This window comes from Arsukibacterium sp. (genome assembly GCF_041616895.1).
Classification (GTDB): Bacteria; Pseudomonadota; Gammaproteobacteria; order Enterobacterales; family Alteromonadaceae; genus Alishewanella.
Window position 1 is genome coordinate 32244 of the sequence record NZ_JBFJPY010000009.1, and the last position, 21324, is coordinate 53567.

General features: G+C 47.1%; 21 protein-coding genes. 9 read left to right on the top strand and 12 right to left on the bottom strand.

Annotated elements, in window-relative coordinates:
* Positions 1-2 precede the first annotated feature (2 nt).
* The gene (djlA, locus tag ABY802_RS03085) at positions 3-785 is read right to left on the bottom strand and encodes a co-chaperone DjlA (protein ID WP_372625543.1); all 783 of its coding nucleotides are present in this window, start codon (positions 783-785) and stop codon (positions 3-5) included.
* Positions 786-958: 173 nt separating this feature from the next.
* Between djlA and ABY802_RS03090 the strand changes: the two genes are divergently transcribed.
* The 7 genes from ABY802_RS03090 (at position 959) to ABY802_RS03120 (ending at position 9601) form a co-directional block, all read left to right on the top strand.
* A complete protein-coding gene (locus tag ABY802_RS03090) occupies positions 959-3211 on the top strand; it encodes an LPS-assembly protein LptD (protein WP_372625544.1) in 2253 nt (750 codons plus the stop codon).
* A gap of 11 nt (positions 3212-3222) precedes the next feature.
* A complete protein-coding gene (gene surA / locus ABY802_RS03095) occupies positions 3223-4512 on the top strand; it encodes a peptidylprolyl isomerase SurA (protein ID WP_372625545.1) in 1290 nt (429 codons plus the stop codon).
* Positions 4513-5496: a 4-hydroxythreonine-4-phosphate dehydrogenase PdxA gene (gene pdxA / locus ABY802_RS03100; RefSeq protein WP_372625546.1), complete on the top strand. Its 984-nt coding sequence runs from the start codon at positions 4513-4515 to the stop codon at positions 5494-5496.
* 3 nt (positions 5497-5499) lie between these two features.
* On the top strand, positions 5500-6315 hold the full coding sequence (rsmA, locus tag ABY802_RS03105) for a 16S rRNA (adenine(1518)-N(6)/adenine(1519)-N(6))-dimethyltransferase RsmA (protein WP_372625547.1): 816 nt from the start codon (positions 5500-5502) through the stop codon (positions 6313-6315).
* On the top strand, positions 6308-6685 hold the full coding sequence (gene apaG / locus ABY802_RS03110; RefSeq protein WP_372625548.1) for a Co2+/Mg2+ efflux protein ApaG: 378 nt from the start codon (positions 6308-6310) through the stop codon (positions 6683-6685). Before rsmA ends, apaG begins: the two co-directional genes overlap by 8 nt.
* On the top strand, positions 6685-7488 hold the full coding sequence (locus ABY802_RS03115; RefSeq protein WP_372625549.1) for a symmetrical bis(5'-nucleosyl)-tetraphosphatase: 804 nt from the start codon (positions 6685-6687) through the stop codon (positions 7486-7488). The genes apaG and ABY802_RS03115 overlap by 1 nt, the downstream gene beginning before the upstream one ends.
* A gap of 100 nt (positions 7489-7588) precedes the next feature.
* Complete coding sequence (locus ABY802_RS03120; protein ID WP_372625550.1) at positions 7589-9601, top strand: methyl-accepting chemotaxis protein; 2013 nt, start codon at positions 7589-7591, stop codon at positions 9599-9601.
* Positions 9602-9662: 61 nt separating this feature from the next.
* Here ABY802_RS03120 and ABY802_RS03125 read toward each other — a convergent pair whose 3' ends face one another.
* The 5 genes from ABY802_RS03125 to rplU all read right to left on the bottom strand — a co-directional run bounded on the left by ABY802_RS03125 (position 9663) and on the right by rplU (position 12489).
* Complete coding sequence (locus ABY802_RS03125; RefSeq protein WP_372625551.1) at positions 9663-10043, bottom strand: DUF3718 domain-containing protein; 381 nt, start codon at positions 10041-10043, stop codon at positions 9663-9665.
* A gap of 74 nt (positions 10044-10117) precedes the next feature.
* Positions 10118-10606: a type 3 dihydrofolate reductase gene (gene folA / locus ABY802_RS03130; protein ID WP_372625552.1), complete on the bottom strand. Its 489-nt coding sequence runs from the start codon at positions 10604-10606 to the stop codon at positions 10118-10120.
* An 8-nt stretch (positions 10607-10614) separates the two neighbouring features.
* Positions 10615-11775, bottom strand: coding sequence for an Obg family GTPase CgtA (cgtA, locus tag ABY802_RS03135; protein WP_372625553.1), 1161 nt, complete (start codon positions 11773-11775; stop codon positions 10615-10617).
* Between the two features lie 132 nt (positions 11776-11907).
* Entirely contained in the window at positions 11908-12165 is a 258-nt protein-coding gene (rpmA, locus tag ABY802_RS03140) for a 50S ribosomal protein L27 (RefSeq protein ID WP_372625555.1), read from the bottom strand.
* Between the two features lie 15 nt (positions 12166-12180).
* The gene (rplU, locus tag ABY802_RS03145) at positions 12181-12489 is read right to left on the bottom strand and encodes a 50S ribosomal protein L21 (protein ID WP_019675068.1); all 309 of its coding nucleotides are present in this window, start codon (positions 12487-12489) and stop codon (positions 12181-12183) included.
* A 240-nt stretch (positions 12490-12729) separates the two neighbouring features.
* On the opposite strand from rplU, the gene ispB reads away from it, so the two are divergent.
* On the top strand, positions 12730-13701 hold the full coding sequence (ispB, locus tag ABY802_RS03150; RefSeq protein WP_372625556.1) for an octaprenyl diphosphate synthase: 972 nt from the start codon (positions 12730-12732) through the stop codon (positions 13699-13701).
* Positions 13702-13767: 66 nt separating this feature from the next.
* Here the strand turns inward: ispB and mdh are convergent, their stop codons facing one another.
* Entirely contained in the window at positions 13768-14706 is a 939-nt protein-coding gene (mdh, locus tag ABY802_RS03155) for a malate dehydrogenase (RefSeq protein WP_372625557.1), read from the bottom strand.
* Between the two features lie 187 nt (positions 14707-14893).
* On the opposite strand from mdh, the gene argR reads away from it, so the two are divergent.
* Positions 14894-15361, top strand: a complete 468-nt coding sequence (argR, locus tag ABY802_RS03160) for a transcriptional regulator ArgR (protein ID WP_290620315.1) — start codon at positions 14894-14896, stop codon at positions 15359-15361.
* Positions 15362-15369: 8 nt separating this feature from the next.
* Here argR and ABY802_RS03165 read toward each other — a convergent pair whose 3' ends face one another.
* From ABY802_RS03165 to ABY802_RS03185, 5 genes are all read right to left on the bottom strand, one after another.
* Positions 15370-16329, bottom strand: a complete 960-nt coding sequence (locus ABY802_RS03165; RefSeq protein WP_372625558.1) for a Dyp-type peroxidase — start codon at positions 16327-16329, stop codon at positions 15370-15372.
* Positions 16330-17323: 994 nt separating this feature from the next.
* Positions 17324-18595: an ammonium transporter gene (locus ABY802_RS03170; RefSeq protein WP_372625559.1), complete on the bottom strand. Its 1272-nt coding sequence runs from the start codon at positions 18593-18595 to the stop codon at positions 17324-17326.
* Positions 18596-18606: 11 nt separating this feature from the next.
* Positions 18607-18945 carry a P-II family nitrogen regulator gene (gene glnK, locus ABY802_RS03175; protein WP_019675062.1) on the bottom strand — a complete coding sequence of 113 codons (339 nt, stop codon included), beginning with the start codon at positions 18943-18945 and terminating at the stop codon, positions 18607-18609.
* A gap of 176 nt (positions 18946-19121) precedes the next feature.
* Positions 19122-19508, bottom strand: coding sequence for a YacL family protein (locus ABY802_RS03180; protein ID WP_372625560.1), 387 nt, complete (start codon positions 19506-19508; stop codon positions 19122-19124).
* A 60-nt stretch (positions 19509-19568) separates the two neighbouring features.
* Positions 19569-21324, bottom strand: a 1756-nt coding sequence (locus ABY802_RS03185; protein ID WP_372625561.1) for a bifunctional aconitate hydratase 2/2-methylisocitrate dehydratase, incomplete at its 5' end; no start/stop codon positions are given.

Below are 21324 nucleotides of genomic sequence, written 5' to 3' on the forward strand. Positions count from 1 at the left end.
GACTACTGCCGATTCTTCAGCAGTTCATAAGCCGCCTGAATTTCCTGAGTGCGTCGTTTTGCAACATCCAGCATAGCCGCAGGTACCCCTTTTGCCATAAGTTTATCGGGATGGTGCTGGGCCATTAATTTGCGATATGCCCGTTTTAACTCTTTTTCGTTGCAATCGTTGCTGACGCCCAGCACTTTATAGGCATCCTGGGCGGCATTTGCTGTCGGGCGTTGCGTATTTCTTTGGTTAAATCGCTGCTGGGCCCGATAAGCAGCCACCAATTGTTCCAATTCGATACGGGATATCGCCAGTTGGGTTGCAACCTGCTGCAGCAATATCTGCTGTTGCTGACTCATCTCGCCGTTGGCATTAGCAATACCCAGCTGAATTTCCAGAAAATACTTTATCACGTCATTTTGACGACCATAATGCTGATAAAATGTTTGCAGTTGCGCCATCAAAGGGAAATTACTGGCTTTACCATCACGAAACGCAGCCTGAGCCTCCTGCTGCTGAGTTTCGTTCAGACCAAGCTGCTGCATAAAATGCCTGGCCTGCTGAATATGAGCAGTTGTCACCACACCCGTTGCTTTAGCAATATGCCCCATCGTGGCAAACGTGGTGTACATGAACAAGCCTTGCTGATCAGCGGTTTCGTGAAATAAACCGCGAAACCTCGCCAGGTTTGCGCCCATTTTCATGTCGAACCAATGTCCCAGAATTAAGCCAATAAACAAGCCTGGCAGTCTCAACAAGGCTAGTCCAAACAAGGCTCCAAGAATTTTACCCCACAAAGTATTTTCCTCACAAACTGAACTACGTGGTATATGTTGCTCTAAGTTACTGAAAGAGGCCAGTGACTATCGTAGCAGCGCACTATATCGGATTAGCAGGAAATCTAAAATTGATTTATCATAGCGGGCTAATCTTATCAAAAAAATGATAAATCTGGGGCAGAGAAGACTGGATGAAACTATGGTTTACCGGGATAACAATCACAGGCTTGCTCTGTAATCAGCTGCACGCCAATGAAACTGTTATACCAATGTGTTATCAACCACTAACTCCACCTGTTGTATTGGGCAGCTTGAACCCGGATGACAACACGGTTCGGATCAGCTCTGATGATGCTGATCTCAGTGGCAATCAGACCGCCCTATTCAATGGTAATGTGCAGATTATCCATCGTGATACCTTATTAACGGCACCCGCTGCCCGCTTTAGTCGCAGTGAGCAGCAAATTTTTGCTGAAGGTGGCATTGAATATTTTGATAGTAGCTTAAAAGTATCCGCCAGCTCTTTTCGGGCCAATACCGCTGAAAACAGTGCACTGATAGCCAACGCAAATTATCAATTTTTGGCTCAGGCGGGACGAGGTTACGCCCAAAGCCTGCAGGCCAGTCCGGCACAAATTCGCCTGGACCAGGCGTTATTTACTACTTGCCCTACCGATGATAATAGCTGGGCTTTACACGCCAGTGACATTAAAATTAATGAAGGTGAAGGTTGGGGGGCGGCCAGCAATGCTGTTTTTAAAATCAAAGACATTCCGGTATTTTATTTACCCTACATGACGTTTCCGGTTAACGAGCAACGAAAGACCGGTTTGTTGTTGCCAAAGATAAGCAGTTCTCAGTTATTGGGGCTTGATGTTGAATTGCCGTATTATGTTAATTTAGCCGAGAACTACGATCTGACTCTGACCCCCCGTTATATGAGCAAACGTGGCACCCAGCTCAAATCAGAATTTCGCTATCTGACAGCTGACCACCACGGCATTATGCAACTTGAATACCTCGGTACAGATAATGAAAAGCCGGATAATTTCGGTAGTCGTTACCTAAGTCATTTGAACCACCGCTCTGATTTCACAGACAACTGGCGTGGTTATATCGACTTTACTGATGTCAGTGACGATGCGTACATTACTGAATTAGGGTCAGATTACGTCAACCAGAGTGATACCCAACTTTATCGTGAGGCAACTCTTGCCCACTATGGCGAGAATATCAATAGTCTGCTCAGGCTACAGGGGTTCGAAATATTGGGTAATTTTGCCGACGCCTATAAAATGTTGCCTGAATTACAGCTAAGCTCTGCCAGACCGCTACAGCTATTCAAACCTCTTCAGCTGGTATGGCAGGCCAGCTATGCGCATTTTGAAAATGATAATGCCTTAATTAATGCTGCGAACCGCTTACATGTTGAACCCAAACTGCGTTTACCCTTTGTTACCCCGGCACTCGAATTTACTGCTGAGGCGAGTATGCTCTATACCTATTATCAACAGGAGAGTGATAGCGCTGATATTGATACCTCAGTGCAGCGGGCATTACCCAAAATACGGCTTTACAGCCGGTTAAATATGGAGCGGGAATACGACTGGTTTGGCGAGCCTGCACTGCAAACCTTTGAGCCGCAAATTCAATATTTATACATACCTTACCGGCAACAGAATAATATTGGTTTGTATGATACCACCCGCTTACAGGATGACTATCATGGCTTGTTCCGGGAAAATCGTTTCTCTGGTATAGACAGAATAAATGAGGCGAATCAATTAACTGTGGGTTGGACCACCCGCTTTTACGACAACATTGATAACGAGTTATTTCGATTTAGTCTGGGTCAAATCTTTTTTCTGGAAGACCCGGTCGAGGCTGCTGATAATCTGAACGAAAACCAAACGGCAACGGACTCTGTATTAGCTGCTGAAATGATCTGGCATTGGTACCGTAAATGGTATTTTAGTGCGGCAACTCAGTATGATATTGATGGTGAAAGAATTATTAAGAGTAACGCCAGCCTCGACTACCGGGGCAGTGAGAATACCTTACTGCAGTTGAACCATCGCTACACCCGTGCGGTCTCAGGGTTAGAAATTCAGCAAGTGGGTGTACTGGGCACAGTGCCGTTGGCAAAAGATTGGCAGCTTATCGCCAGTTACTATCGTGATGTTACTAATCATCGTATGATAGATGCCAATTTTGGTGTGCAATATGAATCCTGCTGCTGGGCAGTCCGGCTGGTAGCCCGGCGCCATATTGTGGCAAATCTTGATACCAGTATTGACAATGCGCTGCAGTTTGGCGAACTGGACAGCGGCCTTAGTTTGCAATTTGTGTTAAAAGGCTTTGGTGATAAAGCAGGTTTTGGCGTATCAGACATGTTATCAAATGGCATTTTTGGTTACCGCAGGCCGTATTTACTAACTAATTAGTGTAGGAATTTATGAAGTTACAGCAAGTAATCTGTCTGGCTTTTATCGGTGTATTAAGTTTTTCCAGTAGTGCAGCCGTAAAGGAGATCGATCGGGTTGCCGCTATTGTTGACAATAGTGTTGTTTTACAGAGCGATATCGATGATGTGGTAAACCGGGTTAAACGTAACGCAGAGTCCCAGGGGCAAACCCTTCCCTCTGACCAGGCATTGCGCACTCAGGCGCTGGAGCGCCTGATTTTAAGCAGTCTGCAGCTGCAGCTCGCAGAGCGAATGGGGTTGCAAATCAGTGATGCACAGCTTGACGATACCATTCGTAATATTGCTCAGGATGAAAATCTCAGTCTCGAAGCATTCCGTCAGAAAGTTGAAGCTGAAGAAGGTAACTATGCGCGATTCAGAGAAAAACTCAGGGAAGAAATTATTACTAACGAGGTGGTCCGCGGCAGTGTGCAACGTCGAATTTATATCAGCCCGCAGGAAGTTGACAGTCTACTGAAATTAATGGAAGAGCAAGGCGCTGTCAGTGAGGAATACAACCTGGGGCATATTCTGGTTGCCATCCCTAGTCAGGCAACGCCGGACGATATCAGTGCAGCCAAAGATCGGGCAGACAAAATAATGGAGTTGCTGCAAAGCGGCAGTGATTTCAAACGCATTGCTATTGCCTCTTCTTCTGGTGGAAAAGCATTGGAAGGCGGTGAGCTTGGTTTTATGAATATTAATGAAATGCCAACCCTGTTTTCAGAAAGCATTCGCGACAAGAAAAAAGGCGACTTAATTGGCCCGATGCGTTCTGGTGCCGGTTTTCACATATTAACTATTTTCGATATCCGTGGTGAAAATGTTGCTGAAATTCAAGAAATTAAATCGCGCCACATTTTAATCAAACCGTCTATTATTCTTAGCGAAGAGCGCGCCCGTAATACACTTAATCAGTTTGTCAGTAAACTTCGCGCCGGTGAAGCCGATTTTGCTGAATTGGCCAAACAGCATTCTGAAGATCCGGGTTCAAAAATGAATGGTGGTGATTTAGGCTGGAGTGAACCTCAGGTATTTGTTCCGGCATTCCGTGATACGCTACTGCGTCTGGAACCGAGCGAGATTAGTGAGCCTTTCAGGACAGAGCACGGCTGGCATATCGCTCAGGTGCTGGATAAGCGGATAGTAGATGCTACGGCTGATAAAAAGCGTAACCAGGTCTACCGGATGATCTATAACCGTCGTTTTAATGAAGAGTCTGCAAATTTTCTAAAAGAAATACGCGACGAAGCCTTCATTGACGTTTTACCGGAGGGTTAGATGACACTGCGCATTGCCGTTACGCCCGGTGAACCCGCTGGCATCGGTCCGGATCTGGTTGTTGCGCTTTCCCGCCAGGATTGGCCGGTAGAGCTGGTGGTGTGCGGCAATGCAGACCTACTGAACACCAGGGCAGCATTATTGGGTATTGATCTTAAGTTATTACCCTATGACAGTAAGGTTCCTGCTAAAGCTCAGGCAGCAGGCACACTTACTGTCGCTGATTTTGCCCTGAGCGAACCTGTTGAGCCAGGTGTGCTGAATGTCGCTAATGGCCAGTATGTGGTCAATACGCTGCAATTTGCTGGTGAAAATGCCATTAGCACGGAATTTGCGGCGATTGTTACGGGCCCTGTCCACAAAGGCATTATTAACAGAGCGGGTATTCCTTTCAGTGGTCATACTGAATTCTTTGCGCATCAGTCAAACACCCCGTACGTGGTAATGATGCTGGCCACTGAAGGCTTGCGAGTAGCGCTGGCGACAACCCATATTCCCCTGGCTTATGTCGCCAAAGCAATTACCCGGGACCGCCTGTTAAAAGTGATTACGATTCTGCACCATGACCTGCAACATAAATTTGCCATCGCTAAGCCCAGAATTTACGTCTGTGGCCTAAACCCCCATGCCGGTGAAGATGGCCATCTTGGGCGGGAGGAACTGGATACTATCGGCCCAACCCTGGACGAGTTAAGAGCTGAGGGTATCGATTTAGTAGGGCCATTACCCGCTGACACCTTATTTCAACCCAAATACCTGGATGACGCAGATGCGGTATTGGCGATGTACCACGACCAGGGGTTACCGGTGCTAAAGTTTAAAGGCTTTGGTCGTTCGGTCAATATTAGCCTCGGATTGCCGCTAATCCGGACTTCGGTCGATCATGGTACGGCCCTGGATCTTGCCGGCAGCGGCAAAGCTGATCCTGGCAGCTTATTTCACGCGGTTAATCAAGCGATTACTCTGGCTCAACAAGCGAATTAATTTATGACAGACAATGTTCATCAGGGCCATCGCGCCCGAAAACGTTTTGGCCAGAACTTTTTACACGACCCCCATGTTATCGGCAGAATCGTTAAAGCTATTGCTCCTAAATCAACGGATGTGCTGGTGGAAATTGGTCCGGGGCTGGGCGCCCTTACCGAGCCAGTTGCAGAGGCGGCCGGTAAGCTTATTGTGGTAGAACTCGATCGTGACTTGGCCGAACGTTTACAGCAGCACCCGACGCTGGCAGATAAGCTGACAGTGCATCAGGCAGATGCCATGAAATTCGATTTTGCTGGGTTACTGGCACCCGGTCAGAAACTAAAAATCTTTGGTAACCTGCCCTATAATATTTCTACGCCGCTGCTGTTTCATTTATTCGAGTTTGCTGACCATATCAACAACATGCATTTTATGCTGCAAAAAGAAGTAGTGCAGCGTATGACAGCCAGTCATGGCAGTAAAACTTTTGGTCGTCTTAGTGTAATGACCCAATATTATTGCCAGGCAATACCCGTAGTTGAAGTAGGACCAGGCGCATTTATCCCTGCGCCAAAAGTCGATTCTGCAGTAGTCCGGTTAATTCCCTACCCGGTAGCCGACAGAGCAAAAGTTGATCCTGCCATACTAAACAGAGTATGTTTAGAGGCGTTTAATCAGCGCCGTAAAACCTTACGTAACGGCTTTAGTAATTTTGCCACTGCTGAGCAAATAAGTGCTTTGGGTATCGATCCTACTATCAGACCGGAACAGTTACCTGTCAGTGGCTTTATTAAGGTAGCGCAATGGTTGGCAGAGCAGGAAGGTAAAGATGAGTGAGCAGTTTGATATTCAGGTAAAGGTCGATAATTTTTATTTGGGTGCACAATCTGATCCCGCAGAAGATCGCTTTGTATTTGCCTATACCATTACTATCGAAAATTGCAGTAAAGAGGCCGTTACCCTTTTAAAAAGGTACTGGCTGATTACTGACGCCAATGGCAAACAAGCTGAAGTCTACGGAGATGGTGTAGTTGGTGAACAACCAGAACTTGCACCGGGGTCAAGCTACAGTTATACCAGTGGTGCGATGCTGGAAACCCCTGTCGGGACAATGCAAGGGCATTACGAAATGATTAGCCACTCTGAACAACGATTTAAAGCCGCGATACCAGTATTCAGGCTGGCCATGCCTAATATTCTGAACTGATGGCCACCTATGTTATCGGTGATGTCCAGGGATGTTACGATGCGCTGCAACGCTTGCTGGTGCATGTTAACTTTACCCCTGCTGACGATCAGCTTTGGTTCTGTGGCGACTTGATCGCCAGGGGCCCCGATTCACTTGCCACCTTAAATTTCATCAAGACACTGGGCAATGCTGCTAAATGCGTACTGGGTAATCACGATTTGCATTTTCTGGCCAGCTATTTTGGGTTCAGTAATATTAAAGCCGCAGACAAGCTGGATCAATTGCAACAGGCTCCCAATCTGGAAGAACTGGTTGCTTGGCTGTTACAACTGCCTTTAATCCATCAAAGCAGCGATAACAAACAATGGATGGTGCATGCCGGGCTTGCACCAGAGTGGACAATAAATGAGGCAGAGGCAGCAGCTGCAGCAGTTAGCAAGCAGTTAAAGCGTCAGCCAGAACAAATATTTGCTATTATGTACGGCGATACACCGAGCATGTGGCAGCAGGCCCAGACTGAGCAACAACAATGGCGCTTTACCATTAATGCCTGCACCAGAATGCGGTTTTGTCAGCCTGATGGCGCATTAAGCTTAAAGGAAAAAGGCAGTCCGCTAAAGCAAAGTGGCTTAGTACCCTGGTATGAATTCTGGCGCACCAAAACGCATCCGGAACTCTTTTTCGGGCATTGGGCGGCACTAAATGGCTATAGTCCGGTTCAGGATATTCATGCCTTGGATACGGGCTGTGTTTGGGGTAACACCCTTACAGCATTCTGTATTGAGCGGCAACAGCGATACAGTGTTGCTGCGGCTAAATAAACCATTTACCGCTGAAGCGTCAAAACGGCTTGTTCAGTCTTGTTAAGCAGCAAATCTTAAGCTAATGTGCTTTAAATAAAATACTAAAGTGGGAGTTATTATGAAGTTAACCGTAGCGTTGCGGGTGATGGGTGGTTTTGCCATCATTTCCCTGTTACTGCTGTTTATTGGTGTGACCGCCTATATCAGTCTAAACAATATTAGTAACGCAACCACTGAAGTTAATGAAGTTTCTATTCCGGCACTGCAAAACAGTGCGACGATGAAAACTGAATTTATTACAATGAGTCGTGCCAGCCTGCAAGGTTTTTATGCCGACACGCTGGAGAAAACGGCTGTCGTTAACCAACGCTTTGCTCAGGAAAAAGTTATTTACGAAAAATCAGCTGATGCGCTTCGCCAGGCCATAGCACAGCATCCAGAACTGCGTGAAGGCGCCGAGCAAGTCAGTGAGACTTACCGAAATTTCATTGAAGCCAGTACCAAGCTGCAACGCCGCTTAGACAGCAACATTCAGTTACGTAGCACGATTACCAGCAAAATGGGCGACTTAGAATTTAGCGCTGATGATATGGCTTCGCTTATCCTCGATTTCACTGACGTCCGTGATGTTCAGCGTAGATTCCCCCGTGCTTATGAGGCTGCGACCCAGATAGAAACTGGCATTAACACTCTGATTAATAACGTTATAGATTTGAACCGCACTGAAACCGATACCACCGTAGCCACCGTAAGTAATGAGATTGCCTTTCGTTTACAGGAGCTGCGGGAGCAGGTTGCAATAATCCAGCAACAAGCTGGCAGTGCGGTAACAATGACCGCAGACATCGCTGACAAAGTGCAGCAAATTTCAGGATACCTGGAAGGTGCTGACGGCATTCCCGCTTTAAAAGTACAACTCCTCGCAGGTACTGCAGATGCAGAGGCCCAATTAACCACCGCAAATCAATATACCCAAACCGGTATGCAACGGTTAGATACCCTGCTTAACCTGACCAGGAATGCGGCAGAGGAAATTGAACAAAATGCGACTTCAGGTGTTGCTAATGCTATTACCTGGATTTTCATCGTCGTGATTATTTCAATTATTCTGTCGGTGTTTATTGCAACCGTTACGGTCAGACGTATTGTTAAACCTTTGGCTGAGGTAAATAGCATGCTGGGCGTGGTCGCTTCCGGCGATTTAACAAAAACGCTTAATGCAACTGCAAAAGATGAGTTTGGTGAATTAGCGCGCAACGTTAATACTGTAGTGAGCAATCTGCAGCAACTTATCCAGGGAATCATCTCCCGCTCTACTCAACTGGCAGCGGCCTCAGAGCAAACGTCTGCCATTACCGTTCAGACTACACAGGCAATTCGTGAGCAGAAATCACAGGTCACCCAGGCTGCGACCGCTACTACTGAAATGAGCAGTACCTCGCAAGGTGTATTACAAAGCTCTAACGACGCACTGGCGGAAATTAAGAATGCAGATAAAGAAGCAGAGCGGGTAAAAGGAATTTCACTGGATAATAAGAGCACCATTATCCAACTGTCGAAAGAGGTTGAGCAAGCATCTGTAGTGATTAATAAATTACATAAAGACAGCGCTTCAATTGGCAGCATTCTCGATGTTATCCGTGGTATCGCAGAACAAACAAACTTGCTGGCGCTAAATGCCGCAATTGAAGCAGCGCGCGCGGGAGAACAAGGTCGTGGCTTTGCGGTAGTGGCTGATGAGGTGCGCTCGCTGGCCAGTAAAACCCAAGCGTCTACTCAGGAAATTCAGGCGATGATTCAAGTGCTGCAAAGTGGTGCCCAGGCGGCGGTTGAAGCCATGAACAAGGGTAAGAAACAGGCAGAGAATTGTGTTACCCAAACCGAAGTGGCGACATCTGCACTGGATTCGATTACCCACGCCGTGCATTTAGCTCACGATATGAGCGAGCAGATCTCAGGCGCAGCTAAAGAGCAGAACCAGGTATCAAATGAGATTAGCCAGTTACTTGAGTCAATTGTTGCAATTGCTGAAGAGACAGCCTCTGGCGCAGAGCAAACATCTGACTCCAGCCATGAAGTTGCACGACTTGCTGAAGAACTGCGTCAATCAGTTGCGCAGTTCAGGGTATAGGGTATATACAGATAATAAAAAATCCGCTGAATAAGCGGATTTTTTTTGCTTCTATTAAACGTTAATCACCGGCACCGGCGCGGTCTTTTAATGCCGCCAGCAACGGTGAGTCTGCAAAGCCGTTGCTTTCAGCCCAGGCAATATCACCAGAATCGGCGACCTGTGAGCCAGGTAGCTGTCTAACAATAAATTCGCCAACATCAGGAGCATTGCTTTTAAAAGCGTGGCGGATTAACGGTTCGCCATTACAAACAACACCATCATAAATATTGCGTAGCCGTAAACGGTAGTCACTGAGTACTTTACGTAAACGGTTTCTATCGTTAGCCGCAACATAATCGCACATTGAAGCGGCTAACTGTTGATCTGCGACAGCTACCGGCGACATAACAACAGCGGCACTTAATACGGCTGTGCATAATAAGGTGGGCACCAATCTCATTTACTACTCCTCAGCTGGATCGTCAACCAGCATCTTAGCAACATGTTACAACCTGTGCAAATGCCTCACGACTACTAATTTCGCTGTAAAGTAAGAAAACGGTAGGAATAGGGATTAGCAGAATCAGCCTGATGCTGCTCCTCGGACACCAGCTGCCAGTTTGCTGCTTGCAGATAATCTGGAAAAAAGGCGTCACCGTCTACCATTAACTCAATTTCAGTCAAATAAAGGGTGTCCGCCAATGGCAGACATTGTCGGTATATTTCACCACCGCCAATCACCATTACTTCGCTATTGCCAGATGCGGCTGCAAGCGCCAGCTCGACACTACTAAACCATTCAACGCCACGGGTCTCTGCAGGTATGGTTCTGCTCACTACCAGATTGCGCCGACCAGGTAAGGGCCGGCCAATAGACTCAAAGGTCTTACGCCCCATCAATACTGGCTTACCAAACGTGACCGCTTTAAAATGCTGCAAATCAGCGGGCATGTGCCAGGGCATTTTATTATCTTTGCCGATGACGCGTTGTTTTGCCATTGCAGCTACCATTGCAATTTTCATGCTAAACCTCAGCGCTGATATATCACTTCAACATCGTAATCATCGTCGTCAAAGTCGTCATCATCGTCCAGATCATCAACCAACTCGGTGGCCGCATCGTCATGATAATCATCCCATTTAAAATGAACAGGATCGGCAACCTCAGTTTCAACTTGTTCTGCTGGTAATTCTTCTATGTAGCTTAGAATATCAGCAGCCAGACGTTCGGTATTGGTGCGCCCTGCAGCCGAGATCTTAAACACCGGGCCCTGCCAGTCAAGCGCAGTTACTACCTCAGAAATAGTTTGCTCCAGCTCATCATCCAATACTAAATCCAGCTTATTAAACACCAACCAGCGCGGTTTAGCCGCCAGCTTTTTGCTATATTTGTGCAATTCCTGAATAATTGTTTTGGCATTTTCAGCCGGATCAGAGCCATCGGCTGGTAATACATCGATAACATGTAACAATAAGCGGCAACGTTCCAGGTGCTTTAGAAACTGGATACCTAAGCCTGCACCTTCAGCCGCGCCTTCAATTAGTCCAGGAATATCGGCAATAACAAAAGAACGGTGTGCTTCAACCCTTACTACGCCAAGATTGGGTACCAGAGTAGTAAACGGATAGTCAGCCACTTTTGGTTTCGCTGCTGATACGGATCGGATCAAGGTAGATTTACCGGCATTAGGCAATCCCAGTAAACCAACATCTGCCAGCAATAATAATTCCAATCGCAGATTACGGATTTCACCAGGTGTACCATTAGTTTTTTTCCGTGGTGCACGGTTAGTACTGCTGGCAAAACGGGCATTACCCAAACCGTGCCAACCGCCTTTTGCTACCATCAGCTTTTGGCCATTGGTGGTTAAATCACCAATCACTTCGTCGGTGTCGATGTCTACGGCCCTGGTACCTACCGGCACCCGCAGTTCTAGATCTACTCCGCGCTTACCTGTGCAATTTACACTGCCACCATTTTGGCCGCGCTCAGCACTGTGATACTTTTCAAACTGAAAATCGACCAGAGTATTCAGGTTTTCATCAGCAATCAGGTACACGTCACCGCCATCTCCGCCATCGCCTCCGTTTGGGCCGCCCTTAGAGATAAACTTTTCGCGTAAAAAACTGATAATTCCGTTACCGCCATCGCCGGCTTCAACCCGGATTATCGCTTCATCTACAAACTTCATGTGTTGTGTCCTGATCCACTATAAAAAACAAAGGCGCATGCCGTAGCCGCTAAGTATAACCCATGTGATTGGGAGGGGAGAAAATTTATAAAAAAACCCCGCACCAGGCGGGGTTTTTTCAATATGTTTTACTTATTCGCTAACGATGCTAACGAATTTACGGTTGTACTCGCCTTTTACTTCAAACTTCACTTTACCTTCAGTTAAAGCGAATAAAGTATGGTCTTTACCGATGCCTACATTGCTACCAGCGTGGAACTTAGTACCACGTTGACGCACAATGATGCTACCAGCTAATACCGACTCACCACCAAAACGCTTAACACCTAAACGTTTAGATTCTGAATCGCGACCGTTACGAGTGCTACCTACACCTTTTTTACTTGCCATGTGTCGATACTCCTGTTACGCGCTGATGCTGGTAATTTTAACTTCAGTAAACCACTGACGGTGACCCATCTGTTTACGTGAATGTTTACGACGACGGAATTTAACGATTTTAAGCTTATCGCCACGGCCATGATTGACCACTTCCGCTACTACCTTGCCACCTTCAACTAAAGGGGCACCGATGCTAATTTCTTCGCCATTGGCGATCATCAGCGGGGTAAATTCAATCGTTGCGCCGGTTTCTAAGTCTAGTTTCTCTAGACGAAGCGTTTGACCTTCCGTCACACGGTGTTGTTTGCCACCACTTTGGAAAACCGCGTACATAGTTAACTCCGTACAAGCCACGCCTGCGCTATGCTCTATTTAATTGAGGCATCAGGGGCGTGTTTAATTCAAATCACAGGGCGCGAATTGTACGCAATTTATAACATAGCCGCAAGCACAATTATTAAAAAGATCTCGTAGTGGTCAAACATCGGTGAAAAGGATCGAGTTTCCCTTTCTGCTCAGCGCCACTATAGTGTAGAATTACCGCCATTCTTGGGGTTTAGCAGTTGTTTTTTCATGACGCTTGACGACATACGCCAACTCAGCGATGCTGACATGGCCGCAGTAAACCAGCACATTTTTTCTCAGTTGACTTCAGATGTGGCGCTGATCAATCAATTGGGTATTTATATTGTCAATAGTGGCGGCAAGCGTTTGCGGCCGCTGCTTGCCGTCTTGGCTGCCAGGGCCCTGGGTTATCAGGGCAATAAACATCTTAGCGTTGCTGCTATTATCGAGTTTATTCATACCTCTACCCTGCTGCATGACGATGTAGTAGATGAGTCAACCCTGCGCCGCGGCAAGCAAACTGCTAATGCGGTGTTTGGAAACCAGGCCAGTGTGCTGGTCGGCGACTTTTTATACAGTCGCTCATTTCAGATGATGGTATCGCTGGACGACATGCGTATTATGCAAATTCTGGCTGATGCTACTAATGTCATTGCTGAAGGCGAAGTGCTACAGCTGATGAACGTCAATGATCCTGATACCAGCGAGCAAAGCTATATGCAGGTGATTTACTGCAAAACCGCTAAGCTGTTTGAAGCTGCCACTCAGTTAGCCGCTATTATTGCTGAGCAACCTGAAGCGGTGGTAAACAGCATGAAACAATATGGCATGCATTTGGGAACGGCATTTCAACTGATTGATGACGTGCTGGATTACCAGGCAGATGCTGCTGAGCTAGGCAAGAACATTGGCGATGATTTGGCAGAAGGTAAACCGACCTTGCCGTTAATTCATGCCTTCAAACATGGTACGCCAACTCAGCAAGCGCTTATTCGCAGTGCTATTGTTGACGGCAACGGTATGAGTCATTTAGATGAAATTCTAACGGCGATGTTGCAAACTGATGCTTTCGGCTATACCCGGGCTATTGCCGAGCAGGAAGCGGAAAAGGCGCGGCGGGCACTGGATACTATTCCTGAATCTGCGTACAAGCAGGCATTAATTGCCTTAGCCAATATGGCCGTCTCTCGCAGTCATTAGTAACCTCACTGTTTACTGACAATAAAAAAGGCGCGGTAAGCGCCTTTTTGCATTTGTGCCAGAATCTTAGTTATTAATAACAAACTCTTCGCCAAGCGTAATATCGGCTTTTAAAGTGCCCAACATATCGCTCATCGCTTTTTGTTCGTAATTGCTAAGCTTACCAATTGGCAGCAATTTCTCTACCCCATTTTTACCGAGCACCAATGGCTGTGCAAAAAAGCGTGCGTGTTCGCCATCGCCCTCTACATAAGCATATTCAGTAACCGACTCGCCCTGCAAACCTTTAATCAGCGATAAGCAGAACCGGGCAGCAGCCTGACCCATCGACAGGGTAGCCGATCCACCACCGGCTTTAGCTTCAACCACTTCAGTGCCGGCATTTTGAATGCGATGGGTTAGCGATGCCACTTCATCATCACTGAAGCTGACACCGTTGACCTGAGATAACAGTGGTAAAATAGTCGTGCCGCTATGGCCACCGATAACCGGTACCGTGACATCCTTTGGATTTTTACCTTTTAGCTCACCGATAAAGGTTTCAGCGCGGATCACATCAAGCGTGGTCACACCGAACAAGCGACGCGGATCGTAAGTACCAGCTTTTTTAAACACATCAGCGGCAATTGCCACCGTGGTATTAACAGGATTAGTAATAATACCGACCAATGCTTTAGGGCATTGCTGCACAATCGCTTCGGCCAGAGTTTTTACCACACCAGCATTGATATTAAATAAGTCAGAACGGTCCATGCCAGGCTTACGGGGCATGCCTGCAGGGATCATGACGATATCAGCGCCGACCAGGGCATCATTTAAATTCTCTTTGCCATAACCTTTTACGGTTACTGCAGTCGGGATATGGCTTAAATCAACGGCAACGCCAGGCGTTACAGGCGCCAGATCGTATAAGGCAAGATCAGTACCCGCGGGTAAATCTAATTTCAATAATAACGACAATGCCTGCCCAATACCGCCGGCAGCACCTAATACGGCAACTTTCATGATTTTCTCCATATGTCAGGGTAAGTTGAAACGCGCCAACAATACTGAAATGGCGCGGTAATTACAAACGGCTTAAGCCTAAAGTCTAACCATTTTAGCCAATTTTCGTCTTGTTTACCTGACAAACTGTACTGATGAGCCGAATTTGTTACTATTAGCCAGCTCTCAACAACAAGAAACAGCAATCATGACAAAACACTCGAAGCAGGAAGCCTTAATTCAGGCGTTCAAAGCAATACTGAAAACAGAAAGTTTTGGCTCACAAAGTGAAATTGTTGATGCCCTAAAAAATGATGGTTTTGATAATGTCAGTCAGTCAAAAGTATCACGAATGCTCAGTAAATATGGCGCCGTGCGCACCCGTAACGCCCGGCAGGAAATGGTATATAGTCTGCCTCCGGAGTTGGGCGTACCAACGACTAAAAGCCCGTTGCGTCAGTTGGTACTGGATATTGAACACAACGATGTCATGATTATTATCCGTACCAGCCCTGGCGCCGCACAACTGATCGCCCGCTTGCTTGATTCTGTGGGTAAAGCAGAAGGGGTGCTTGGGACCATCGCAGGTGATGACACCATATTTATTGCGCCGATCAGCGTAAAAAATATTAATTTCACCCTGGGTAAAGTTACTGAATTGTTTGAAAAAGTATAGCCGGGTAATTAACCACTGGCCGGCAGGCATGCCATCTCCAGAAAACTGAGTGATGGCGCAAAAAAAGCGGCACACAGATCGGTGTGGCAGAAATCAAACAGTAAATCGTACTGATTGTTCGTTGGCTCTGAATTCTCGGGATCGTTTTGCCGATAACCAAGTTGATAATGTAATTGCTGGCTGAAACGCTCTGGCTCACCCGCAAAGCTTAAGCTGATTAACCCCTGACTATTATGCTGGGCAAAAGGCATATTTTGCATCACTAGCAAGGGTGTACTTTCCATATTTCCCAGCCGGCTGGTTAAGGTATGACTGTTTTGATGTAAGCGGGGCGGCGTCAACAGCATACCCTCTATTTTACTAATCCCCATAATCTCTTCCTGCTGGCAGATATCCAGTTGTTGCCAATGCGCCATGTCATAATGCCAACGTTGCAAATACAGATAACTGCCTGCTGCAAATACGGGTTGTTTTATCGCGTCAACCAATGCCAATTGCCGCTTACGGCTGCCTTTCGGGTTATGAGGGGTGTCGATAAACCCGGTCAAATCCCGGCCATCCAGATAACGAAAGCCCTGAAGTTGTTCCAGTAAATCCACATGATTCTTTACTATCTGACATATTTGCTGGCAGGCAATGTAATTGACATCCAGTCTGTCAGAGCGGATCTGAATAAATAAATCAGCCCATATTTCAGTCTGAGCCAGATGGTCACTGGCCAGTAAAGGAAAGGGTTGCAACCCTAGCGGCCGTGCTCCCGGATACAAGCTATCCCAATAGTTTGCACCAATAGCAACCACACCGGTCAGCTGTGCTTCTGAAAAGTGTTCCGCTAAACGAGCCAGCAACTGAGCCACCCGCGCCAGCTTTTGCCGCAAGGGGGCTTCATGCCCCTCTATCGCATTAAACAGCAAATAGCTGGCATGTAAATTAGCCTCTGCGCAGATGCCTAGTTGTTCTCTTGCCATTTCCTTCCCTGAATATAGTTTTTCTGGTTAACATTGTTAGCTGGGTTGTCTGTTTGCCAGATCCGAAGGCGAAAACCTGATTGCCGTGTGAGATATATCTCACAAAAAGGTAAGTTTAAACGCTATTTTCTGCACACCATAAAACAAGGATAAAACTTAAATATATGATGTGTATGGCATTTTTCAAAATATTTTTGTCTTACAATATTATTACAACCGGTTTATTTCTTAAATCATGTCCCCGCCAACCGTTATTCATTGCATAATAGTTCTGTCAACGGATTACAGCTGACAGGACGTCAGTCAGATTTGCAGGAAGCAAATCAAGGCTAGGATAGCACAAGGAAGATTAAAGGACACGCTCAGGGAATGGCACGGCATATCAGGATGATATTACAGGATGCAGCGCCAGGATGGCCGTTTTGCTTGATTCACACACGCAGAACAACAGGGATGACACAGGACCAACTCAGGACGAGTTTACTATTACACGGTGGTAGTAGTTAAGGAAAGCAGGACCCGGCATGATGCCGCTGGACCCTCCGGGATGGAGCCAGGGAAGACTTACTCAGGATGAGTAACAGTAAGGATTAGCTGAAACAGAACCGAAAGTGGCCGCGCAGTTTGCGGCCTTTCGCTTTTCTGGCACAAAGGAAATTTTACCCTCTACGCTCCAGCAGTCACCCGTCACAAATAAATCACCTCCCCATAGTCATTGACGCTGCAGTGAGGCGACAAGTAAGCGAATGCCCATGAGCATAGCTTGTCTATGTAATTGGGCCGAGTGAGTGAATTCAATAAAGCTACAGCGTTAAGTACGAAGGGTATAAAAAAACCCCGCAGTAATTACCACGGGGCGTCAAACTATTCGACAATGGACAAGGATAGACGTAGTGTGGTGGCTAAGTTCAGCTGGCTGATGCACTACCTGTTGTTACTGGTATTGCATCACCAACCCGCTCCCGGAAAGTCCCACCGACTCTTTCCAGGCTGCTTACTTTACCGACGAGACAAACTCAGGATAGGCTTCAATGCCACACTCTGAGGCATCCACGCCTTCGTACTCTGCCTGCTCACTGACCCGGATACCCATCACCAGTTTAAGCACGTACCATACGATCAAGCTGGTAACAAATACCCAGACAAATATGGTTGCTGCACCAATCAGCTGACCGGTAAAGCTGCTGTTACTGTTGGTTACGGGTACCAATAACAAGCCGAGTAAACCCACCACACCGTGTACCGAAATGGCACCTACCGGGTCATCGATTTTCAGCTTATCCAGGCCAATGATTGATGCTACAACCAACAAACCGCCAATAGCACCAAACAGCGTAGCCTGCAATGGCGTAGGGGTTGATGGCTCAGCAGTGATGGCGACTAAACCTGCCAAAGCCCCGTTTAATGCCATGGTTAAATCGGCTTTACGAAACAGCACGACAGACAATATTAACGCGGCAACGGCACCAGCAGCGGCGGCAGCGTTGGTATTTAAAAACACCACAGCCACGGCGTTGGCATTGCTGATATCGCCTAACTTCAACACTGAACCACCATTGAAACCAAACCAGCCCATCCAAAGCACTAAGGTGCCCAGGGTTGCCAATGGCATGTTAGCGCCTGGTATTGCATTAATTTTTCCGTCTTTGCCATATTTGCCTTTGCGCGCACCAAGCAACAACACCCCGGCTAACGCCGCAGATGCACCCGCCATATGAACAATGCCCGAGCCAGCAAAATCAGAGAAACCTAAGTCACCAAGGGTGTATAAACCAAAAACGGCGTTGCCACCCCAGGTCCAACTACCTTCCATCGGGTAGATAAAACCGGTGAGCACAACCGCAAATGCCAGAAAAGCCCACAGTTTCATGCGCTCGGCTACCGCACCTGAAACAATTGACATAGCGGTGGCCACGAACACAACCTGAAAGAAAAAATCTGAGGCAGTTGAATATACTGCACCACCAGTAAAACCATCTTCACGCTCAGTGAAACTGGTCAGGGTAGCATCAACATCGACTGCATTAATGCCGCTTAAGAAAAACTCACCGCCATACATCAGCGCATACCCACATACCATATACATAATGCAGGCTATCGAATATAACGCGACGTTTTTTGTCAGAATTTCTGTGGTATTTTTCGAACGGACCAGACCAGCTTCCAGCATAGAGAAGCCAGCGGCCATCCACATAACCAATACTCCGCAAATCAGGAAGTAAAAGGTGTCCATGGCATATTGGAGGTGAAAAATTTGTTCTTGCATGACAGGGCTCCTTATATCGCTTCAGCGTCGGCTTCGCCAGTACGGATCCGTACCGCACGTTCCAGCTCGTAAACAAAAATCTTACCGTCGCCAATGCGACCGGTGTGGGCAGCTTGCTGAATTGCTTCGAGCAACCTATCGACCTGATCGTCTAATACCGCAATTTCCAATTTAACTTTTGGCAGGAAATCGACCTGATATTCAGCACCGCGATATAATTCGGTATGCCCTTTCTGACGGCCAAAGCCTTTTACTTCAGTTACCGTTAAACCTTCTACCCCAATGTCTGCAATAGCTTCGCGAACATCGTCCAGTTTAAACGGCTTGATGATGGCACAAACAAGCTTCATGATGGTTTCCTTATGTACTAATCTTCTGCGATTGCAGCTAATACAAGAAAACCTTGTGCCACTTTTGATTAATATCTATATATTAATAACTTAGACAAAAAACCCACTTCTTTAAAACAAAAAACGCACCATAAAGGTGCGTTTATTCCCGCTAAATGTGCAGTAACATCCGTAAGTCAATCTTTTAAAAACTGCTGCCATTCCCGCAGCAGTTTTATTAAATCTTCCAGGCCACACTGACTGGTCATGTCGTGCTCGTCCAGCTGTAAGTCGTCTTCAGCAAGCGCTTGCAGTTGGCCAGCTTGCTCATCGGTACTTTGATAAAACAGACTGTTATTGCTTAACGTTACTTCGCTGTTATCAACCTCCAGCAAAAACTCCCTGCCCTGATAACGCATACTTTGCTGAGGTTTTAGTGAAGTCAGTTGTTGCAAAAGTGCCGTATAAGCCTCGGCCTGCTGGCCAAATTCATCCAGCAAAAACCGGCCTAACACCTCATGTTCGCCAGAGAGCCGGATGCTGAACTGGCGGGTTGTGCGATCAAAAACAAAATCGTATTCCATACATAAATTCCAATCATAAAAAAGGCCTGCAGTTGCAGGCCTTTAGCACAACAGAGGCGATTACACCGCTTGCTGGATAATCACGTTATCTGCTTTTTTGGTGTACTGCGGCATCTGATGGAAGTTCAGGTAACGATACGTATCGGCCGCCGTGGCATCGATTTGCTTCGCATATTCCAGATACTCAGCCACGGTTGGCAACTTACCAATGATAGACGCAACCGCTGCCAGCTCCGCTGACGCTAAGTAAACATTAGCACCCTGCCCTAAGCGGTTCGGGAAGTTACGGGTAGAAGTCGATACTACCGTGGAGTTCTCGGCTACCCGTGCCTGGTTACCCATACACAGTGAACAGCCTGGCATTTCAGTGCGGGCACCGACTTTACCGAAAATGCTGTAGTAGCCTTCTTCAGTTAACTGCGCCTGGTCCATCTTGGTCGGCGGTGCTATCCATAAGCGGGTTGGCAATTGGCCTTTATATTTATCCAGCAACTTACCCGCAGCGCGGAAGTGGCCAATGTTGGTCATACAGGAACCAATAAACACTTCATCGATTTTATCGCCTGCCACTTCAGACAGTAAGCGTGCATCATCCGGATCGTTTGGTGCACATAGTACCGGCTCTTTAATATCGGCCAGGTCAATCTCGATAATTTCGCTGTATTCAGCATCAGCATCGGCAGACATTAACTGCGGATCTTTCAGCCAGGCTTGCATCGCCTGAATACGACGCTCGATAGTGCGCACATCGCCGTAGCCTTCAGAAATCATCCACTTCAGCATAACAATGTTTGATTCTAAGTACTCAGCAATAGACGAGTCAGATAGCTTGATAGTACAGCCAGCCGCAGAGCGCTCAGCAGAAGCATCTGATAACTCAAACGCCTGCTCGACGGTTAAGTTTGGTAAACCTTCAATTTCCAGAATACGGCCAGAGAAAATGTTTTTCTTGCCTTTCTTATCAACGGTTAACAAGCCTTTCTGAATCGCCATGTACGGAATAGCATGCACTAAATCACGCAGGGTAATACCCGGCTGCATCTCACCTTTAAAGCGCACTAATACTGACTCTGGCATATCCAGCGGCATTACGCCGGTTGCAGCGGCAAACGCCACCAGACCAGAACCTGCCGGGAACGAAATACCAATTGGGAAGCGGGTGTGCGAGTCACCACCGGTACCGACGGTATCGGGCAGTAACATCCGGTTTAACCAGCTGTGAATAATGCCATCACCCGGGCGCAGCGCAACGCCGCCACGGTTCATAATAAAGTCCGGCAGCGTGTGGTGCGTGTCAACGTCTACCGGCTTAGGATAAGCGGCGGTGTGACAGAATGATTGCATGGTTAAATCGGCTGAGAAACCTAAACAGGCTAAGTCTTTTAACTCATCGCGGGTCATCGGGCCGGTGGTATCTTGCGAGCCGACAGTGGTCATTTTTGGCTCACAATAGGTGCCCGGACGAATACCGGTTACGCCACAGGCTTTACCAACCATTTTCTGGGCCAGAGTAAAGCCCTTACCTGAATCAGTTTTTGGCAACGGTCGACGGAATTTATCAGACGGACCATGGCCTAAAAACTCACGGGCACGGTCAGTTAAACCACGGCCAATGATTAACGGTATACGGCCACCGGCGCGCACTTCGTCAATTAACACATCGGTTGCCAGGGTAAACTCAGCCAGCACTTCATCCGTGCCATGACGGACTACTTTGCCTTCGAATGGCAGAATATCGATGATATCGCCCATTTCCAGATTATTTACATCAACTTCAATCGGCAGTGCACCAGAGTCTTCCATGGTATTGAAGAAG